This is a genomic window from Bradyrhizobium sp. RP6, from assembly GCF_003837805.1.
Classification (GTDB): domain Bacteria; phylum Pseudomonadota; class Alphaproteobacteria; order Rhizobiales; family Xanthobacteraceae; genus Bradyrhizobium.
Window position 1 is genome coordinate 68,139 of record NZ_RQIT01000027.1, and the last position, 15,362, is coordinate 83,500.

Here is a 15,362-nt window from a genome sequence, read left to right on the forward strand (position 1 = left end):
TACTTTGCATGGGGTTGTTTTCGCTGTTTTGTGTCGGGCCTGGTTACGCCTGGTCAGGCAGCAGCTCGCCGAGCGAGCGGATGATGCGGTCTGGCTTGACCGTCGAGCCTTCGGGCAAGCCGTCTCCATGCACGTCCATCCAGATCGAGTAGATGCCGAGACGCTGCGGCGTCACGACTTCCCATTCCAGATTGTCGCCGATCATCCAGGTCTCCTCGGCGGTGACGCCGAGCGCCTGCATCGCATGCAGATAGGCGCGCTCCTCGGGCTTGCCGAAGCCGTGCTCGCCCTCGATCTGGATGTGGTGGAAGCGATGCGCCAGCTCGAACCGCTCGACCTTGGCGCGCTGCATGTCCGCGGCGCCGTTGGTGACCAGCGCGAGCTTGATGCCGAGCGCCTTGAACTGGTCGATCGCCTCATGCGCGCCGGGAAACACGAACATCTCTTCCTCGCGATAGGCGGTGAAGCGATCGGCAAGGCGAATGGCGAGGTCGTCGGGAAGGGCGCGGTGGCCGGCCGCCGCAAGCGCGGCAAAACCGCCCTTGACCGTCAGGTGCCGCGCTTCGGCAAGCTTCATCCGCCACGCCGCTTCCGCATTCGCCCAGAAGTTTCGCGCGAAAGCCAGCACCGCGGTGGCGACCTGGGCCGGCGGCAGCGGCGCGAGCTCCTCCGCAAACTCGTTCGCGATCGTGTTCCAGGCGATCTCCGGCCGGCCATAGGCCGACAGGATGGTGTCGTCCATGTCGATCAGCATGGCGCGCGGCAGCGGCCTCACTGCGAGCTTCATCGTGGTCATGGCCACTTCACCTCCGGGGGCAGCGACGACAGGATGGAGTCCACATTGCCGCCGGTCTTGAGTCCGAAGATGGTGCCGCGGTCGTAGAGCAGGTTGAACTCGACATAGCGGCCGCGCCGGATCAGCTGCTCCTCGCGATCCTCCGCGGTCCAGCCTGTCGCGAAATTGCGCCGCACGATCTCAGGATAGATCTTCAGGAAGGCGCGGCCGACGTCCTGGGTGAAGGCGAGGTCGGCGTCCCAGTCGCCGCTGTCGTGCCAGTCGTAGAAGATGCCGCCGATGCCGCGCGCCTCTTTCCGGTGCGGCAGGTAGAAATACTCGTCGCACCACTTCTTGTACTTGTCATAGTCGGCAACGCCGTTCGGCTGCGCGCAGGCCTGTCTCATCGCGGCATGGAAGGCGATCGTGTCGGCATCCTCCTGCGTCCGCCTTCGCTCCAGCACCGGCGTGAGGTCGGCGCCACCACCGAACCAGGCCTTGGTCGTGACGACGAAGCGGGTGTTCATGTGCACGGCGGGCACGTTCGGGTTGCGCATATGCGCGATCAGCGAGATGCCGGAGGCCCAGAACTTCGGATCTTCCGCGGCACCCGGAATCTGGGCGCGGAATTCAGGCGCGAACTCGCCGTGCACGGTCGAGCAGTGCACCCCGACCTTCTCGAACAGGCGGCCATGCATCATCGACATCACGCCGCCACCGCCGGCCGCGCCGGTGTGATCGGTGCGCTGCCAGGGCGTGCGCTTGAAGCGGCCGGCTTCGCCGGGATAGAGGCTTTGCGGTGCGTCATCCTCGAGCCGCTCGAAGCTCGCGCAGATGTCGTCGCGCAAACGTTCGAACCAGGTGCGGGCGCCGGCTTTGCGGTCGTCTATCGTTGAGGCGTCCATCTGCATTCGCGGTCGCGTCCTATCTGATGCCGAGCGATTTATGCGTCTGCACGCTGAGCCGCCATTGCGGATGGCGCAGGCAGTAGTCGATCGCCTGCGCAGTGTTCCTGATGACCTCGGGCCCGTCCATCGGCTGCAGCGAGAAGCACTCGAAGGCGAGATGCTCGAACGTCTCGGGCGCGGCGAGCGGCTGGGGATAGACCAGCTTCAGCTCGTGGCCCTTGCGGAGGACCAGCTCGCTGCCGCCCTTCGGGCTGACGCAGATCCAGTCGAGCCCTTCCGGCGCAGGGATCGTGCCGTTGGTCTCGACGCCGATTTCGAAGCCGCGGGCGTGGAGCGCTTCGATCAGCTCGGCATCGACCTGGAGCAGCGGCTCGCCGCCGGTCAGCACCACGTAGCGATTGCCGCCTGAGGCGGTCCATTGCGCGGCAATGGTGTCCGCGAGTTCCACGGCCGAAGCATAACGGCCGCCGAGGGTGCCATCGGTGCCGACGAAATCGGTGTCGCAGAACTTGCAGGTCGCGTCGGCGCGATCGGCCTCGCGGCCGCTCCAGAGGTTGCAGCCGGCAAAGCGGCAGAACACGGACGCGCGCCCGGCATGGGCGCCTTCGCCTTGCAGGGTCAGGAAGATTTCCTTGACCGCGTAACTCAATCGTCTCTCCTCAACCTGTCAGACTTGCGGGTTCCGGATCTGCCGCAGCGCCTCGCCTGCGGCCATCGCCGCGCTCATCGCCACATTGAGCGACCGCAGCCCCGTTTTGATCGGGATCACCAGCCGCGCATCTGCGGCCTCGACCACTGCGTCCGTGACGCCGGCGCTCTCGCGCCCGAATAGCAGGATGTCCGACGTCTGGTAATGAAAATCGCGGTAGTCGGTCGCAGCCTTGGTGGTGAACAGCAGCAGCCGATAGCCCCGTGCGGCGCGCCAGTCCTCGAATTTCGCCCAGGAATCATGGCGGGTCAGCCTGACATGGTCGAGGTAATCCATTCCCGCCCGGCGGAACAAGCGGTCGGAGACGGGGAAGCCCGCAGGTTCGATGATATGGGCGGACATGTCCAGACAGGCGCAAAGCCTGAGAATCGTGCCGGTGTTCTGAGCGATGTCAGGCTGAAAAAGCGCTATCTGCATGGGCCGTGTCGGGGGTCGATGCGGGCGAGAATGTCTCAATAAAACATCGGCCGCCCGGGAATTGGTGCATGGCACGCTCCCACGCCGTTAGCGGGCTTGCGCTCGCCCGGCAAGGGTGCCAATAGAACGATTCTGGACTGCTGTTTCACCCGTTTAGAGGTGAACAAGCCAAGTTCTGCCGCCGCGGGGGGCCGCGGGCGCCGGCAGCCTTTCCGGGGACCTCTTGGGCGCCCCTCGGAGCGGTTCCACCGGTAGCACAAGAAGAAAGGGTTGGAATCGTGACGACAGCGTCTTCGGCGGACCATCCGACACGCCGTGATTTCTTATTCGTTGCAACAGGGGCAGCTGCAGCAGTAGGGGGCGCGGCTGCGCTCTGGCCCTTCATCTCCCAAATGAATCCTGACGCCTCGACCATCGCCGCCGGTGCGCCGATCGAGGTCGATCTCAGCCCGATCGCGGAAGGGCAGGACATCAAGGTATTCTGGCGCGGCAAGCCGATCTACATCAGCCACCGCACCAAGAAGCAGATCGACGAGGCGCGCGCCGTCAACGTGGCGAGCCTGCCGGATCCGCAGACCGACGAAGCCCGGGTCAAGTCCGGCCACGAGCAGTGGCTGGTCGTGATCGGCATCTGCACCCATCTCGGCTGCATCCCGATCGCTCATGAAGGCAATTACGACGGGTTCTTCTGCCCCTGCCATGGTTCGCAGTACGATTCGTCCGGCCGCATCCGCCAGGGGCCCGCGCCCTTGAACCTTCCGGTTCCGCCGTACCAGTTCGTTTCCGACACCAAAATCCAGATCGGCTGAGCCTCGGACTTTCGTCCGAAGCTTCGCGCCGTCTCGTCGTACTATTTCCTCAGGATCGCATCATGAGCGGACCATCCGACTACCAGCCGAGCAATCCGGCCCTGCAATGGATCGAGCGGCGTCTGCCGATCTTTGGTCTCATGCATTCGTCTTTCGTTGCCTATCCCACCCCGCGCAACCTGAACTATTGGTGGACCTTCGGTGCCATCCTCTCTTTCATGCTGGGGATGCAGATCCTGACCGGCGTGATCCTGGCGATGCACTACACGCCGAACGCCGATCTCGCCTTCAAGTCGGTCGAGCTGATCGTTCGTGACGTGAACTACGGCTGGCTGCTGCGCAACATGCACGCGGTCGGTGCCTCGATGTTCTTCGTCGCCGTCTACGTCCACATGTTCCGCGGCCTCTATTACGGGTCCTACAAGGAGCCGCGCGAGGTGCTGTGGATCCTCGGCGTCATCATCTACCTCCTGATGATGGCGACGGGCTTCATGGGCTACGTGCTGCCGTGGGGCCAGATGAGCTTCTGGGGTGCCACCGTCATCACCAACCTGTTCTCCGCCTTTCCCTCTGTCGGTGAGAGCATCGTGACGCTGTTGTGGGGTGGCTATTCGGTCGGCAACCCGACGCTGAACCGCTTCTTCTCGCTGCACTATCTCCTGCCCTTCGTGATCGCGGGCGTCGTCGTGCTCCACGTCTGGGCGCTGCACGTCGCCGGTCAGAACAACCCTGACGGCGTCGAGCCGAAAACGGAAAAGGATACGGTGCCGTTCACGCCGCATGCCACCATCAAGGACATGTTCGGCGTCGCCTGCTTCATGCTGCTGTACGCCTGGTTCATCTTCTACATGCCGAACTATCTCGGCGACGCCGACAACTACATTCCGGCGAACCCGGGCGTGACGCCGCCGCACATCGTGCCGGAATGGTATTACCTGCCGTTCTACGCGATCCTGCGCTCGATTCCGGACAAGCTCGCCGGCGTCATCGCGATGTTCGGGGCGATCATCATCCTGTGCTTCCTGCCCTGGCTCGATAGCGCCAAGACGAAGTCGTCGAAGTACCGTCCGCTCGCCAAGCAGTTCTTCTGGATCTTTGTCGCGGTCTGCATCCTGCTCGGCTATCTCGGTGCGCAACCGCCGGAAGGCATCTACGTCGTTGCCGGCCGGGTCCTGACGTTCTGCTACTTTGCCTACTTCCTGATCGTGCTGCCGCTGCTCGCGCGCATCGAGAAGCCGCGGCCGGTACCGAACTCGATCTCGGATGCAGTCCTGGCCAAGACCGGGAGCAGATCGACACCGATGGTCTCGACCGCGATCGTGCTGGCGCTCGCAGGTTCGTTGCTCGCGGGCTCGATCGACAGCGCGAAAGCATCGGAAGGCAGCGACACGCCGCCGGGCAACAAATGGTCGTTCTCGGGCCCTTTCGGTACGTTTGACCGCGCGGCGCTCCAGCGTGGCCTGAAGGTCTACAAGGAGGTCTGCTCCAGTTGCCACGGCTTGTCTTACGTCGCCTTCCGCAACCTCGCAGAGGCCGGCGGGCCCGGCTATTCGGTGGCGCAGGCGTCGGCGTTTGCCTCCGAGTACAAGGTCAAGGACGGTCCGAACGATGCGGGCGACATGTTCGAGCGTCCGGGCCGGCCGGCGGACTATTTCCCCTCGCCATTCCCGAACGAGCAGGCCGCGCGTGCGGCGAACGGTGGTGCGGCGCCGCCCGACCTGTCCCTGATCACCAAGGCGCGCTCCTACAAGCGCGGCTTCCCCTGGTTCATCTTCGACCTCTTCACCCAATACCAGGAGCAGGGGCCTGACTATGTCACGGCGCTGCTCCAGGGGTATGAGGAGAAGGTGCCTGAGGGCGTCACCATCCCGGACGGGTCCTATTACAACAGGTACTTCCCGGGCCACGCCATCAAGATGCCGAAGCCCCTCAGCGACGGCCAGGTGACCTTTGACGACGGCTCGCCGGCCACGGTCGCCCAGTACGCCAAGGACGTCACCACGTTCCTGATGTGGACTGCTGAGCCGCACATGGAAGCGCGCAAGCGCCTCGGCTTCCAGGTCTTCGTGTTCCTGATCATCTTCGTGGGCCTGATGTATTTCACCAAGAAGAAGGTCTGGGCCGACTCGCACTAGCCGCGCGAGACTCGATGAAATGAAAAGCCCCCGTAAGGGGGCTTTTTTGTTGGCTTCGTCTGTGTCCCGGACGCGCTGCAGCGTGCAACGCTGCTGCGCAGAGCCGGGACCCAGCGTGCTCGTGGCTGGGCCCCGGATCAGCAATGCGCCACGCCGCGAAGGGCGGCGCACTGCATTGCATCCGGGGCACGAGAGTGTGTTGCTTGGCGCGATTGCGTATCGCTCGCTCAACCGCCAAGATACCGCCAACCGCTCCCCCAAAACTCATCGGAGGACACCATGGGAACCAGCATCACCTTCAAGCGACCGGACGGCAAGGACGCCTCGGGCTATCTCGCCAGCGCCGCGCGCGGCAACGCGCCGGGCGTGGTCGTGATCCAGGAATGGTGGGGCCTGTCGGACCAGATCAAGGGTCTGTGCGATCGCTTCGCGCTGGCCGGCTTCGATGCGCTCGCGCCCGATCTCTACAAGGGCAAGGTGGTGCCCTATCACGACACGGACAGCGCCAACAGGGAGATGAACTCGCTCGACTTCATGGACGCCACCATGCAGACCGTGCGCGGTGCCGCGCAATATCTTGCGCGCAACGGCGCCAAGGTCGGGTTGACCGGTTTCTGTCTCGGCGGCGCCGTGACCATCATCGGCGCGACCAAGATCCCGGAGCTCGCGGCCGGCGTCGTGTTCTACGGCATCCCGCCCGAGCAGGCGGCCAAGCCTGCCGACGTCAAGATCCCGCTCCAGGCCCATTTCGCCAACAAGGACGATTGGTGCACGCCGGAGCTGGTCGATGGCTTCGAAAAGGCCATGAAGGCCGCCGGCAAGTCGCTGGAGCTGTTCCGCTATGACGCCGAGCACGCCTTCGTCAACGAGCAGCGCCAGGCTGTGCACGACCGCGCAGCCGCCGAGCTCGCCTGGGGCAGGGCGACGGACTTTTTTAGGAAGCATCTGGGGTAGCGGCCGTCGGCGGTATCCGCGAGAGCGGCTTTTCGCTCGGGTGCAGACCACCTATACTGATTGCGTTCTGCTATTGTGCCCGGTGGAACGGAGCTGGCGCCATCATGGCCGAGTCAGACCCGCAAGAAGATGTCGCTAAGGTTGCAAGCCATACCTTGGCGTATCTGCGTTCGCTGGACAGGAAAATGGACCTGGTGCTCGAAACTCAGGGGCGCCATACCGAGCGTTTGGGACGTCTGGAGCGCGACGTTGCCGAGGTGCGCAGGGACCTGACCGAAATCAAGAGTGATATCGCACTCTTGGAAAACAAGACTCTGACCACAGACAGAAATTCTATCTTTGTTGCATCGTATCGAGCAGTCAACGGTCCCAGCGATTGATCAGTTTGAGGATATGCCGCCCAGCCGGTAGGTTGGAGGCGCCACCCTTGACGCCGTCCCCGCGCCATGGTGAGTATCCGCCCATGAGCACCGCCGTCCGCCCAGCCCGTCTTTGGTGGCGCACCTCCTGACGAGGTGGCCGGTGCGATTACTTTTCCCAAAATCGCTAGAGGTCGCCAGCACAGCGCGGCGGCCTTCTCGTTTGTCCTGTGTGGCGTTCCCTCGGCAAGTCTCGTAAGAGGACCACATGAACAGGACAGTCTTCGCCCTCCCGGCCAGAAGCGACTACGTGACCCGCGCAGGCCTCGCGATCACGCGCGTGGCGGAGCAGTTTACCGGCGGCGCCAACAGGCTCGACGACCTCGTCAGCCTGCTCGACCGCCGCCGCGGCGTGGTGCTGTCCTCGGGCACGACCGTGCCTGGGCGCTATGAGAGCTTCGACCTCGGATTCTCCGATCCGCCGCTCAAGCTCGAGACTGTGGGGGTCAATTTCAAGCTGGAAGCGCTGAACGAACGCGGGCAGGTGCTGATCGCCTTTCTCGCCGACGTCCTGCGCGAGCCCTGCGTCGTGATCTCCGAACGCACCGCTTCGCGCCTTGCCGGCCACATCATCCGCGGCGCTGCGCCGGTCGAGGAGGACCAGCGCACGCGCCGCGCCAGCGTGATGTCGCTGGTGCGTGACCTTGTCGCCGCCTTCTCCGCCAATGACGACGGGCTGCTCGGTTTGTTCGGCGCCTTCGCCTACGACCTCGTGTTCCAGATCGAGGACCTCGTGCAGAAGCGCCCGCGCGAGGCCGACCAGCGCGACATCGTGCTCTATGTGCCCGATCGCCTGTTGGCCTATGACCGCGCCACCGGCCGCGGCGTGGTGCTCACTTACGATTTCGCGTGGAAAGGCAAATCCACCGGGGGCCTGCCGCGCGAGACCGCCGACAGCCCGTACTTGAAGACGCCGCGGCAGGGCTTTGCCGATCACGCGCCCGGTGAGTATCGGGCGACCGTCGAGACCGCGCGCGCGGCGTTTGCCCGCGGCGATCTGTTCGAAGCCGTGCCGGGCCAGCTCTTCGCCGAGCCCTGCGACCGCTCGCCGGCCGAGGTTTTCCAGCGGCTCTGCGTCATCAACCCGTCGCCCTATGGTGCGCTGATGAATCTCGGCGAGGGCGAGTTTCTGGTCTCGGCTTCGCCGGAAATGTTCGTGCGCTCGGACGGTCGCCGGGTCGAGACCTGCCCGATCTCGGGCACGATCGCGCGCGGCGCCGACGCGATCGGCGATGCCGAGCAGATCCGCCAGCTGCTGAACTCGGAGAAGGACGAGTTCGAGCTCAACATGTGCACCGACGTCGACCGCAACGACAAGGCACGTGTCTGCGTGCCCGGCACCATCAAGGTCCTGGCGCGCCGCCAGATCGAGACTTACTCAAAGCTGTTCCACACCGTCGATCACGTCGAGGGCATGCTGCGCCCCGGCTTCGACGCGCTCGACGCCTTCCTCACCCATGCCTGGGCGGTGACCGTGACAGGCGCGCCAAAGCTCTGGGCGATGCAGTTCGTCGAGGATCACGAGCGCTCGCCGCGGCGCTGGTATGCGGGGGCGATCGGCGCGGTGAACTTCGACGGCAGCATCAACACCGGTCTCACCATCCGTACCATCCGCATGAAGGACGGTCTTGCCGAGGTGCGCGTCGGCGCGACCTGCCTGTTCGATTCCGATCCTGCCGCGGAAGACCGCGAATGCCAGGTCAAGGCCGCCGCGCTGTTCCAGGCGCTGCGCGGCGATCCGCCAAAACCGCTGTCGACCTTTGCACCCGACGCCACCGGCTCGGGCAAGCAGGTGCTGCTGATCGATCACGACGACAGCTTCGTGCACATGCTCGCCGATTATTTCCGCCAGGTCGGTGCCAGCGTCACGGTGGTCCGCTATGTGCATGCGCTCGAGATGCTCAAGCAGAAGAGGTGGGATTTGCTGGTGCTGTCGCCCGGCCCGGGCAGGCCCGAAGATTTCGGGATCAAGAAGACCATCGATGCGGCGCTGGAGAAGAAGCTGCCGGTGTTCGGCGTCTGCCTCGGCGTGCAGGCGATCGGCGAATATTTCGGCGGCGAGCTCGGCCAGCTCACCCATCCCGCCCACGGCCGGCCCTCGCGGGTGCAGGTGCGCGGTGGTCGCCTGATGCGCAATCTCCCGAACGAGATCGTCATCGGCCGCTATCATTCGCTCTTTGTCGAGCGCGACAGCATGCCGGAGGTGCTCGATGTCACCGCCAGCACCGAGGACGGCGTCGCCATGGCGCTCGAGCACAAGACCCTGCCGGTCGCCGGCGTGCAATTCCATCCGGAATCGCTGATGTCGCTCGGCGGCGAGGTGGGCTTGCGTATTGTCGAAAATGCCTTCCGGCTGGAAGCGGGGACGAATTGAGTGCATGCTTCATGCTCGTCATTCCGTGGCGATGCGCAGCATCGAACCCGGAATCTCGAGATTCTCAGGCGCGCAATTGCGCACCGGAGTTCGGCTCTTCGAGCCGCGACGGAATGACAACGAAACGAGAAACGAATGACCTTTGACCACGACATCAAGGCCAGCGTCCGCACCATCCCGGACTATCCGAAGCCGGGGATCATGTTCCGCGACATCACGACCCTGCTCGCGGACGCGCGCGCGTTCCGCCGTGCGGTGGACGAACTCGTCAATCCCTGGGCCGGAAACAAGATCGACAAGGTCGCCGGCATGGAGGCACGCGGCTTCATCATCGGCGGAGCGGTGGCGCACCAGCTCTCGGCCGGCTTCGTGCCGATCCGCAAGAAGGGCAAGCTGCCGCACACCACGGTGCGCATCGCTTACTCTCTGGAATACGGCATCGACGAGATGGAGATGCATGTCGACGCGATCCAGCCCGGCGAGCGCGTGATCCTGGTCGACGACCTCATCGCCACCGGCGGCACCGCGGAAGGCGCGGTAAAGCTGCTGCGGCAGATCGGGGCCAACGTGGTCGCGGCGTGCTTCATCATCGATCTGCCCGAGCTCGGCGGCGCCGCCAAGCTGCGCGCGATGGACGTGCCGGTGCGCACGCTGATGACGTTCGAGGGGCACTGAGAGGCTGCCGCGACCTTAGATCGCCTCGGCCTTTAGCTCGGCCCGCCAATGCAGCAGGCGCTCCTTCAGGAGCGCGTTCCTGACATAGGCGGTCTCCTCGTCCAGACGCTCGCATTCGCCAAAGGTCAGGCCGGCCTCGCCATGCGCGCTCCATGCGGCCTGGAGGCTGCGGCTGGTGTGGCTGCCCTGGCGCAGCGAGAACCAGATGCGGTTCTGGATCGTCTCCAGGTTCGGCGCCTGGCCGACCCAGGCCTGGCCCGACGCCGCGCAGCGCACGACATAGATGCCGGCGACGGTTTTGCGCTCCTTGTAGGCGGCAATCGCTGCTTTCCGGTCGATGCTCACGGGACGGCCTTGCTGAAGTGAGGATGCGGATAGCCTCACTAGCGGCCGATCCGCCGCGCGTCAATATTACCCGGATAAAAAATCAGGATCGCTGCAGGATCAGGTTGAGCTCAAGCTCGCGGAAGGCGATGTAATTCCGCCGGGTCCACTGATGCAGCTCGGTCGAGGAGTCCTTTTCCTGGCGCAGATAGCCGGTGAAGGAGAAGCTCAGCCGGTCGATATAGGTCTTGAGGAAGCCTGGCAGCGCGGGCAGGCGGAACAGACGGCCGCCCTCCATCGTAGGCGGCAACTCGCCGCGCACGACATATTCGTTGTCCACCGTGATCAGGTTCATGCGCGGGATCTGCCCGCGCAGCATCTCATGGGCGCGGGCCGAGACGCGGTCGGTGTCGGCGACGAACAGGATCTGCGGTGTGACATGGCGACGTGCCGCCTCCTTCAGAAGGCCGATCTCGTCGGTCATCTTGAAGAACTCGTCGAAGGCGTGGAAGCCGAGGTCGATCACCTTGGCAATGCCGTCATCGAGGATGACGCGGTCCATCAGCTGCATCTTGCCATAGGTGTCGATCACGTCGGCGGTCTCGGTCACCTTCGGTAGGTAATCGAGCAGCGACGGCTCTTTCAGGTTGACGTCGAATGCCGCGACGTTGCCGTTCTTGAGCAGCAGGAATTCGCTCAGGAGCCGCGCCAGCAGGGTCTTGCCGACCTGCGGGCGAGGCGAGCAGATGATGTAAACGGGCGTTGCGGGCATCGACAGCTATATCAGGCCAACTCACCGCCCAATCCAGCCGTATCAACCCGGCATGCGCAACTATTTTTCGCTGTTGCGGGTCACCGGCTTCGAACCGACGATGTCGGTCAACCGGATGCGGTCGAACTCGCTCCAGACATTGGCCAGCCAGTGCCGGACATAGCCGCGCAGCACGAAGGAGTAGTTCGCGGCTTCGTCGTTGATGCCCTTGTTGGCGACGAATTTCAGGAACGGGACGGAGGAGACCTCGACCTGCTCATAGGCCATTTCGTTGAGCTTGGGGATAGTCAGCTCGGTCGCGTCCTTGATGCGGTGGAAGTAGGAATTGTAGGTCGCCTGGTCCCACTGGAAGAACTGGGTGTCGTTGATGAAGTTCTTCACCAGGAAATATTTCGCGCCGCTCATGAAGCCCGCGGTCTCCGCGATCTCCTCCAGTGAGGCGATCGAGGGGCCCAGGATGTGGAACACGGCAAAGGTGATCTGCCCGGCCTTGGCGGCATCGAGGAAGCCGATGTCGCGCAGCGAGGCGAGGGCCGGCGAGAGCAGGCCGGCGCGGACGTCGATGACGGTCACCGACGGGCTCACCGCATTGAGCGTGTCGAAGATCTTCATCTGGTCCGCCGTCGTCGTCATGTCGACGATCTCGGTGATGTCGGGGTGGAAGCGCTTCAGGGTTCCGCGCGGAGACTCCGTATCGAACGCGCGCGTCGGCACGTTGTTGGCTGAGAAATAATCGAGCAGGGTCCGCGATACCGTGGTCTTGCCGACCCCGCCCTTGTCCGCGCCCACCACAACCACTGCCGGCTTTGCCATTGCTGTCCCCTAACGCGCGCCCCCGATCGCGAGGTCGCAATCGGCCGGGCCCCAAGTCGATGTCCCGAGTCTGCTGTTGGGCGCGAACATGGCAGAAACAAGGGAGAATTCAATTCCTTGGGCCCCAACTACGGCAATTCCCGAGGTTTTTCCTGATCACCAGGAAACCCGCCACGAATAGCAGTAAATCATACCCTCAATGGCGGCCCCAAGGTCCCATCGGATTGCCAGGGGATCCTGAGGGGCCTGGAGCGGGCACGGGCGGCGGATTGGCCGGCCGGCCTGTGTCGCTCCACGGCCCATGCGGCAGCGGCTCCGCATCCTGCGGGGTGGCCTGCGCCTCCGGTTGTTCCGTCTCGGGCTGATCCGTCTCTTCAGCGGGGGCCGGCAGCGGACCGGGGTCATGGCCGCCGGCGAACTTGACCAGCGCGTCGACCCGGGACTGCACCGACGGATGGGTCGCGAACAGATCGGCAAAGCCCTCGCGCGGATTGTCGACGCAGAGCTCCATCACTGCCGAGGTCGCGCCCGGCAGTTCGCCGCGACCCTCGATCTTACGCAACGCCGAGATCATCGCATCAGGATCTTTCGTCAGCTCGACGGAGCCCGCGTCGGCGAGAAATTCGCGCGACCGCGACAGTGCGAGCTTCACCACCTGGGACAGCAGCCAGGCCACCACGATCAGCACGACCGCGATGATGATCACGATCACCGCGCCGCCGCCGGAGCTCTTGCTGTCGCTCGATGACGAGGACGACCGGGACGAGGAGGACCCCGAGCCCCCGGAGCTCCAGTTGAAGTTCGTGAACAGGCGGAAGAACAATTCGCCGAAGAATCCGACGACGCCGGCAATGATGACGGCGACCACCATGAGCTGCACGTCGCCGTTCTTGATGTGGGTCAGCTCGTGGCCCAGCACTGCCTCGATCTCCTTGTCGTCCAGCGCGTCAAGGAGACCGGTGGTGACGGTGATGGAGTATTGCCGCGGATTGAGGCCGGTCGCGAACGCGTTCAGCGCCGGGCTCTCCATGATCTTCAGCTTCGGCATGGTGATGCCGCGCGAGATGCAGAGGTTTTCAAGCAGGTTGTAGAGCTGCGGTTGCTCCTGACGGGTGACGTCGTGGCCGCCCGTCAGGGCATCGATCATCGACTGGTGGAACAAATAGGCGATCACGACCCAGACCGCCGCCGCGATCGTCGCGACCGGCGCGGCCTTGAGCAGGTCGGTGAAGGCGCGGCTCAGATAGTAGGTGACCGTGCCATTGCCGTCGATGACGACCTCGGCGACCAACGCGCCGGCATAGACCAGCACGTAAACCAGCATGAACAGGCCGGCGAGCAGCAGCATCGAACGAAACTTGTTCGAGGCAATGTGCGTGTAGAGACCATACGCGGCCATGGCTGCTTCCGTTCAATCACCGTCATTCCGGGGCGCGCCAACGGCGTGAACCCGGAATCCAGAGGTTGGTGATCTCGATGAGATTCCGGGTTCGATGCTGCGCACCGCCCCGGAATGACAGCTCTTAATCAGAACTTCACCTGCGGCGTGGCCTCGATCTCGGTACGGCTGGCGCCGAGATCGAAGAAGTCCTTCCTGGTGAAGCCGAACATGCCGGCGAACAGCGCAGCGGGCATCTGCTGGATGCCGGTGTTGTATTCCTGGACCGCGTTGTTGAAGAAACGGCGGCTCGCCGCGATCTTGTTCTCGAGGTCGGAGAGCTCGGATGCGAGCTGCTGGAAATTGGCGTTGGCCTTGAGGTCGGGATAAGCTTCCGACAGCGCGATCAGCCGGCCGAGCGCGCCAGAGAGCTGGTTCTCGGCTGCGGACACCTGCGCCGGGCCCTGCGCCGACATCGCCGAATTGCGCGCCTTGATGACGTCATCCAGCGTGCCTCGCTCGTGCGAAGCATAACCCTTCACCGTCTCGACCAGATTCGGGATCAGGTCGTGACGCTGCTTGAGTTGGACGTCGATGTCGGCAAAGGCTTGGCCGACGCGCTGGCTCAGCGCCACCAGGCGGTTGTAGGCGCTGAAGGCGAACAGCACGAGGACGACGATGACGCCGAGAACGATCCAGCCGGTCGACATGGAGAACTCCTGAAGAGGGAAGAAGACGGGCGCCAAGGTAGACCAAATTGGCGCTGAACGAGAGCCCGAGGGGAGAGGTAAGACTTGGTCGGACCGGGAGCCATCCGAGTTCAAGGCGAAAGCCCTTAACGAAGTTAACTTTCGGCAACAACGGCATCGCCCCAGCGCCAGCGCCGGGCACGTGCATAGGCGGTCTTGTCGCGGCGGGGCACCTTCGCAAGTTCAATGTCGCCCTGGGTGCAGAGCCTTGCCGCGATCTCGGCCTTGCCGATATCCGGCGGCGCCAGCACGCGCGCAGCGCGGGCGGCAGGCGGCGTGCGGGTCAGGGCCACGTAGATGAAGCGCTCGTCCTCGAACGGGACCTCGGCACCCTTGATCTGGCGATGCGCCTGCGAGCGCGGCAGGCGCTGGCTGAAATGGCACCAGTCGGGCGGAGTGAGCGGGCAGGGCTTTTCGTGCGGGCAGGGCGCGGCGACGTAGGCGCCGGCCGCGATCAATTGCTGGCGCAGTGCGAGGATGCGGGCATAGCCGGCGGGCGTGCCGGGCTCGATCACGACCAGCGCGTGGCGCGCCTTCGCCCACATCGCCCCGGCGAGCGCGCGCTGCTCCGTCTCGCTGAGCTCGCCGATGACGTAGCTCGCAACGACGAGATCGGCTGGCGAGACCTCCATGAGGTTGCCGCCGGCGTCACCGGGCAGGTAGCGGCACTCCGCGAGTCGCGAGCTGTCACGCGCCAGTTCGAGCGCGAGCCGGCTCAGCGTGACATTGGCATCGAGCAGCGTAAAGTCTTGCAGCGAGGGAAAGGCCTCCGCCGCGGCCCAGCTCGCGGTGCCAGGGCCGGCGCCGACGTCGAGCAGCGTTTCCGGGGCAAGGTTTGGTGCGATGTCGGTCAGCGCGTTCAGGCTTGCGGCGACCGCCGCATAGGTCGCCGGCATGCGCGCCAGCGCATAGGCGAGGGCATCGGCTTCCGACTTGATCGTGCCGGAGCCGCCGCCTGCGCGATAGGTGGTCGAGATTTTCTGGGAGCGCTGTGCGGCATCGCTACGCGAGAAGCCCTGAAGCTTGCCGTCGAGGGCCGCTTTCAGTTCGGCGGGCAGGGTGGGTGAGATCATGTCGGCCCACCGTCGTTCCGGGGCGCGACGAAGTCGCGAACCCGGAAGCTCCAGATTGCAGCGCAAGATCCCGGGTTC

At 64.5% G+C, this 15,362-nt stretch carries 16 protein-coding genes; 6 read left to right on the forward strand and 10 right to left on the reverse strand.

The features are described from left to right. Positions 1-43: 43 nt before the first annotated feature. From EHH60_RS32190 to EHH60_RS32205, 4 genes are read right to left on the reverse strand one after another with little or no spacing between them, the layout of a single operon-like run. Positions 44-796 (reverse strand): HAD family hydrolase, encoded by a 753-nt coding sequence (locus EHH60_RS32190; protein WP_199752307.1) that lies wholly within the window; start codon positions 794-796, stop codon positions 44-46. Beyond that, complete coding sequence (gene hemF, locus EHH60_RS32195; RefSeq protein WP_199752310.1) at positions 793-1,680, reverse strand: oxygen-dependent coproporphyrinogen oxidase; 888 nt, start codon at positions 1,678-1,680, stop codon at positions 793-795. Before hemF ends, EHH60_RS32190 begins: the two co-directional genes overlap by 4 nt. Positions 1,681-1,699: 19 nt before the next feature. Further along, entirely contained in the window at positions 1,700-2,332 is a 633-nt protein-coding gene (gene queE, locus EHH60_RS32200) for a 7-carboxy-7-deazaguanine synthase (RefSeq protein ID WP_124163366.1), read from the reverse strand. Positions 2,333-2,350: 18 nt separating this feature from the next. Then, positions 2,351-2,809, reverse strand: coding sequence for a tRNA (cytidine(34)-2'-O)-methyltransferase (locus tag EHH60_RS32205; protein WP_124163367.1), 459 nt, complete (start codon positions 2,807-2,809; stop codon positions 2,351-2,353). 278 nt (positions 2,810-3,087) lie between these two features. Here EHH60_RS32205 and petA point away from each other — a divergent pair, with 278 nt between their 5' ends. The 6 genes from petA to EHH60_RS32240 all read left to right on the forward strand — a co-directional run bounded on the left by petA (position 3,088) and on the right by EHH60_RS32240 (position 10,175). Next, a complete protein-coding gene (gene petA, locus EHH60_RS32210; RefSeq protein ID WP_035699881.1) occupies positions 3,088-3,618 on the forward strand; it encodes a ubiquinol-cytochrome c reductase iron-sulfur subunit in 531 nt (176 codons plus the stop codon). A 62-nt stretch (positions 3,619-3,680) separates the two neighbouring features. Continuing rightward, positions 3,681-5,753 (forward strand): cytochrome b/c1, encoded by a 2,073-nt coding sequence (gene fbcH, locus EHH60_RS32215; protein ID WP_124163368.1) that lies wholly within the window; start codon positions 3,681-3,683, stop codon positions 5,751-5,753. A 279-nt stretch (positions 5,754-6,032) separates the two neighbouring features. Further along, the gene (locus EHH60_RS32220; protein WP_124163369.1) at positions 6,033-6,707 is read left to right on the forward strand and encodes a dienelactone hydrolase family protein; all 675 of its coding nucleotides are present in this window, start codon (positions 6,033-6,035) and stop codon (positions 6,705-6,707) included. Between the two features lie 104 nt (positions 6,708-6,811). Further along, positions 6,812-7,087, forward strand: coding sequence for a hypothetical protein (locus EHH60_RS32225; protein WP_124163370.1), 276 nt, complete (start codon positions 6,812-6,814; stop codon positions 7,085-7,087). A gap of 247 nt (positions 7,088-7,334) precedes the next feature. Next, positions 7,335-9,500 (forward strand): anthranilate synthase component I, encoded by a 2,166-nt coding sequence (locus EHH60_RS32230; protein ID WP_124163371.1) that lies wholly within the window; start codon positions 7,335-7,337, stop codon positions 9,498-9,500. A gap of 135 nt (positions 9,501-9,635) precedes the next feature. Next, on the forward strand, positions 9,636-10,175 hold the full coding sequence (locus tag EHH60_RS32240; RefSeq protein WP_018323310.1) for an adenine phosphoribosyltransferase: 540 nt from the start codon (positions 9,636-9,638) through the stop codon (positions 10,173-10,175). Positions 10,176-10,190: 15 nt separating this feature from the next. Here the strand turns inward: EHH60_RS32240 and EHH60_RS32245 are convergent, their stop codons facing one another. The 6 genes from EHH60_RS32245 to EHH60_RS32270 form a co-directional block, all read right to left on the reverse strand. Further along, positions 10,191-10,520: a GIY-YIG nuclease family protein gene (locus EHH60_RS32245; protein WP_124163372.1), complete on the reverse strand. Its 330-nt coding sequence runs from the start codon at positions 10,518-10,520 to the stop codon at positions 10,191-10,193. A gap of 82 nt (positions 10,521-10,602) precedes the next feature. Then, a complete protein-coding gene (locus tag EHH60_RS32250; RefSeq protein ID WP_124163373.1) occupies positions 10,603-11,271 on the reverse strand; it encodes a hypothetical protein in 669 nt (222 codons plus the stop codon). Between the two features lie 60 nt (positions 11,272-11,331). Beyond that, complete coding sequence (locus tag EHH60_RS32255; protein ID WP_035699870.1) at positions 11,332-12,084, reverse strand: P-loop NTPase family protein; 753 nt, start codon at positions 12,082-12,084, stop codon at positions 11,332-11,334. Positions 12,085-12,280: 196 nt separating this feature from the next. After that, a complete protein-coding gene (locus EHH60_RS32260; protein ID WP_124163374.1) occupies positions 12,281-13,483 on the reverse strand; it encodes a M48 family metallopeptidase in 1,203 nt (400 codons plus the stop codon). 128 nt (positions 13,484-13,611) lie between these two features. Beyond that, the gene (locus EHH60_RS32265; protein ID WP_124163375.1) at positions 13,612-14,172 is read right to left on the reverse strand and encodes a LemA family protein; all 561 of its coding nucleotides are present in this window, start codon (positions 14,170-14,172) and stop codon (positions 13,612-13,614) included. Between the two features lie 134 nt (positions 14,173-14,306). Continuing rightward, positions 14,307-15,284, reverse strand: a complete 978-nt coding sequence (locus EHH60_RS32270) for a small ribosomal subunit Rsm22 family protein (protein WP_124163376.1) — start codon at positions 15,282-15,284, stop codon at positions 14,307-14,309. Between the last annotated feature and the right edge of the window lie 78 nt (positions 15,285-15,362).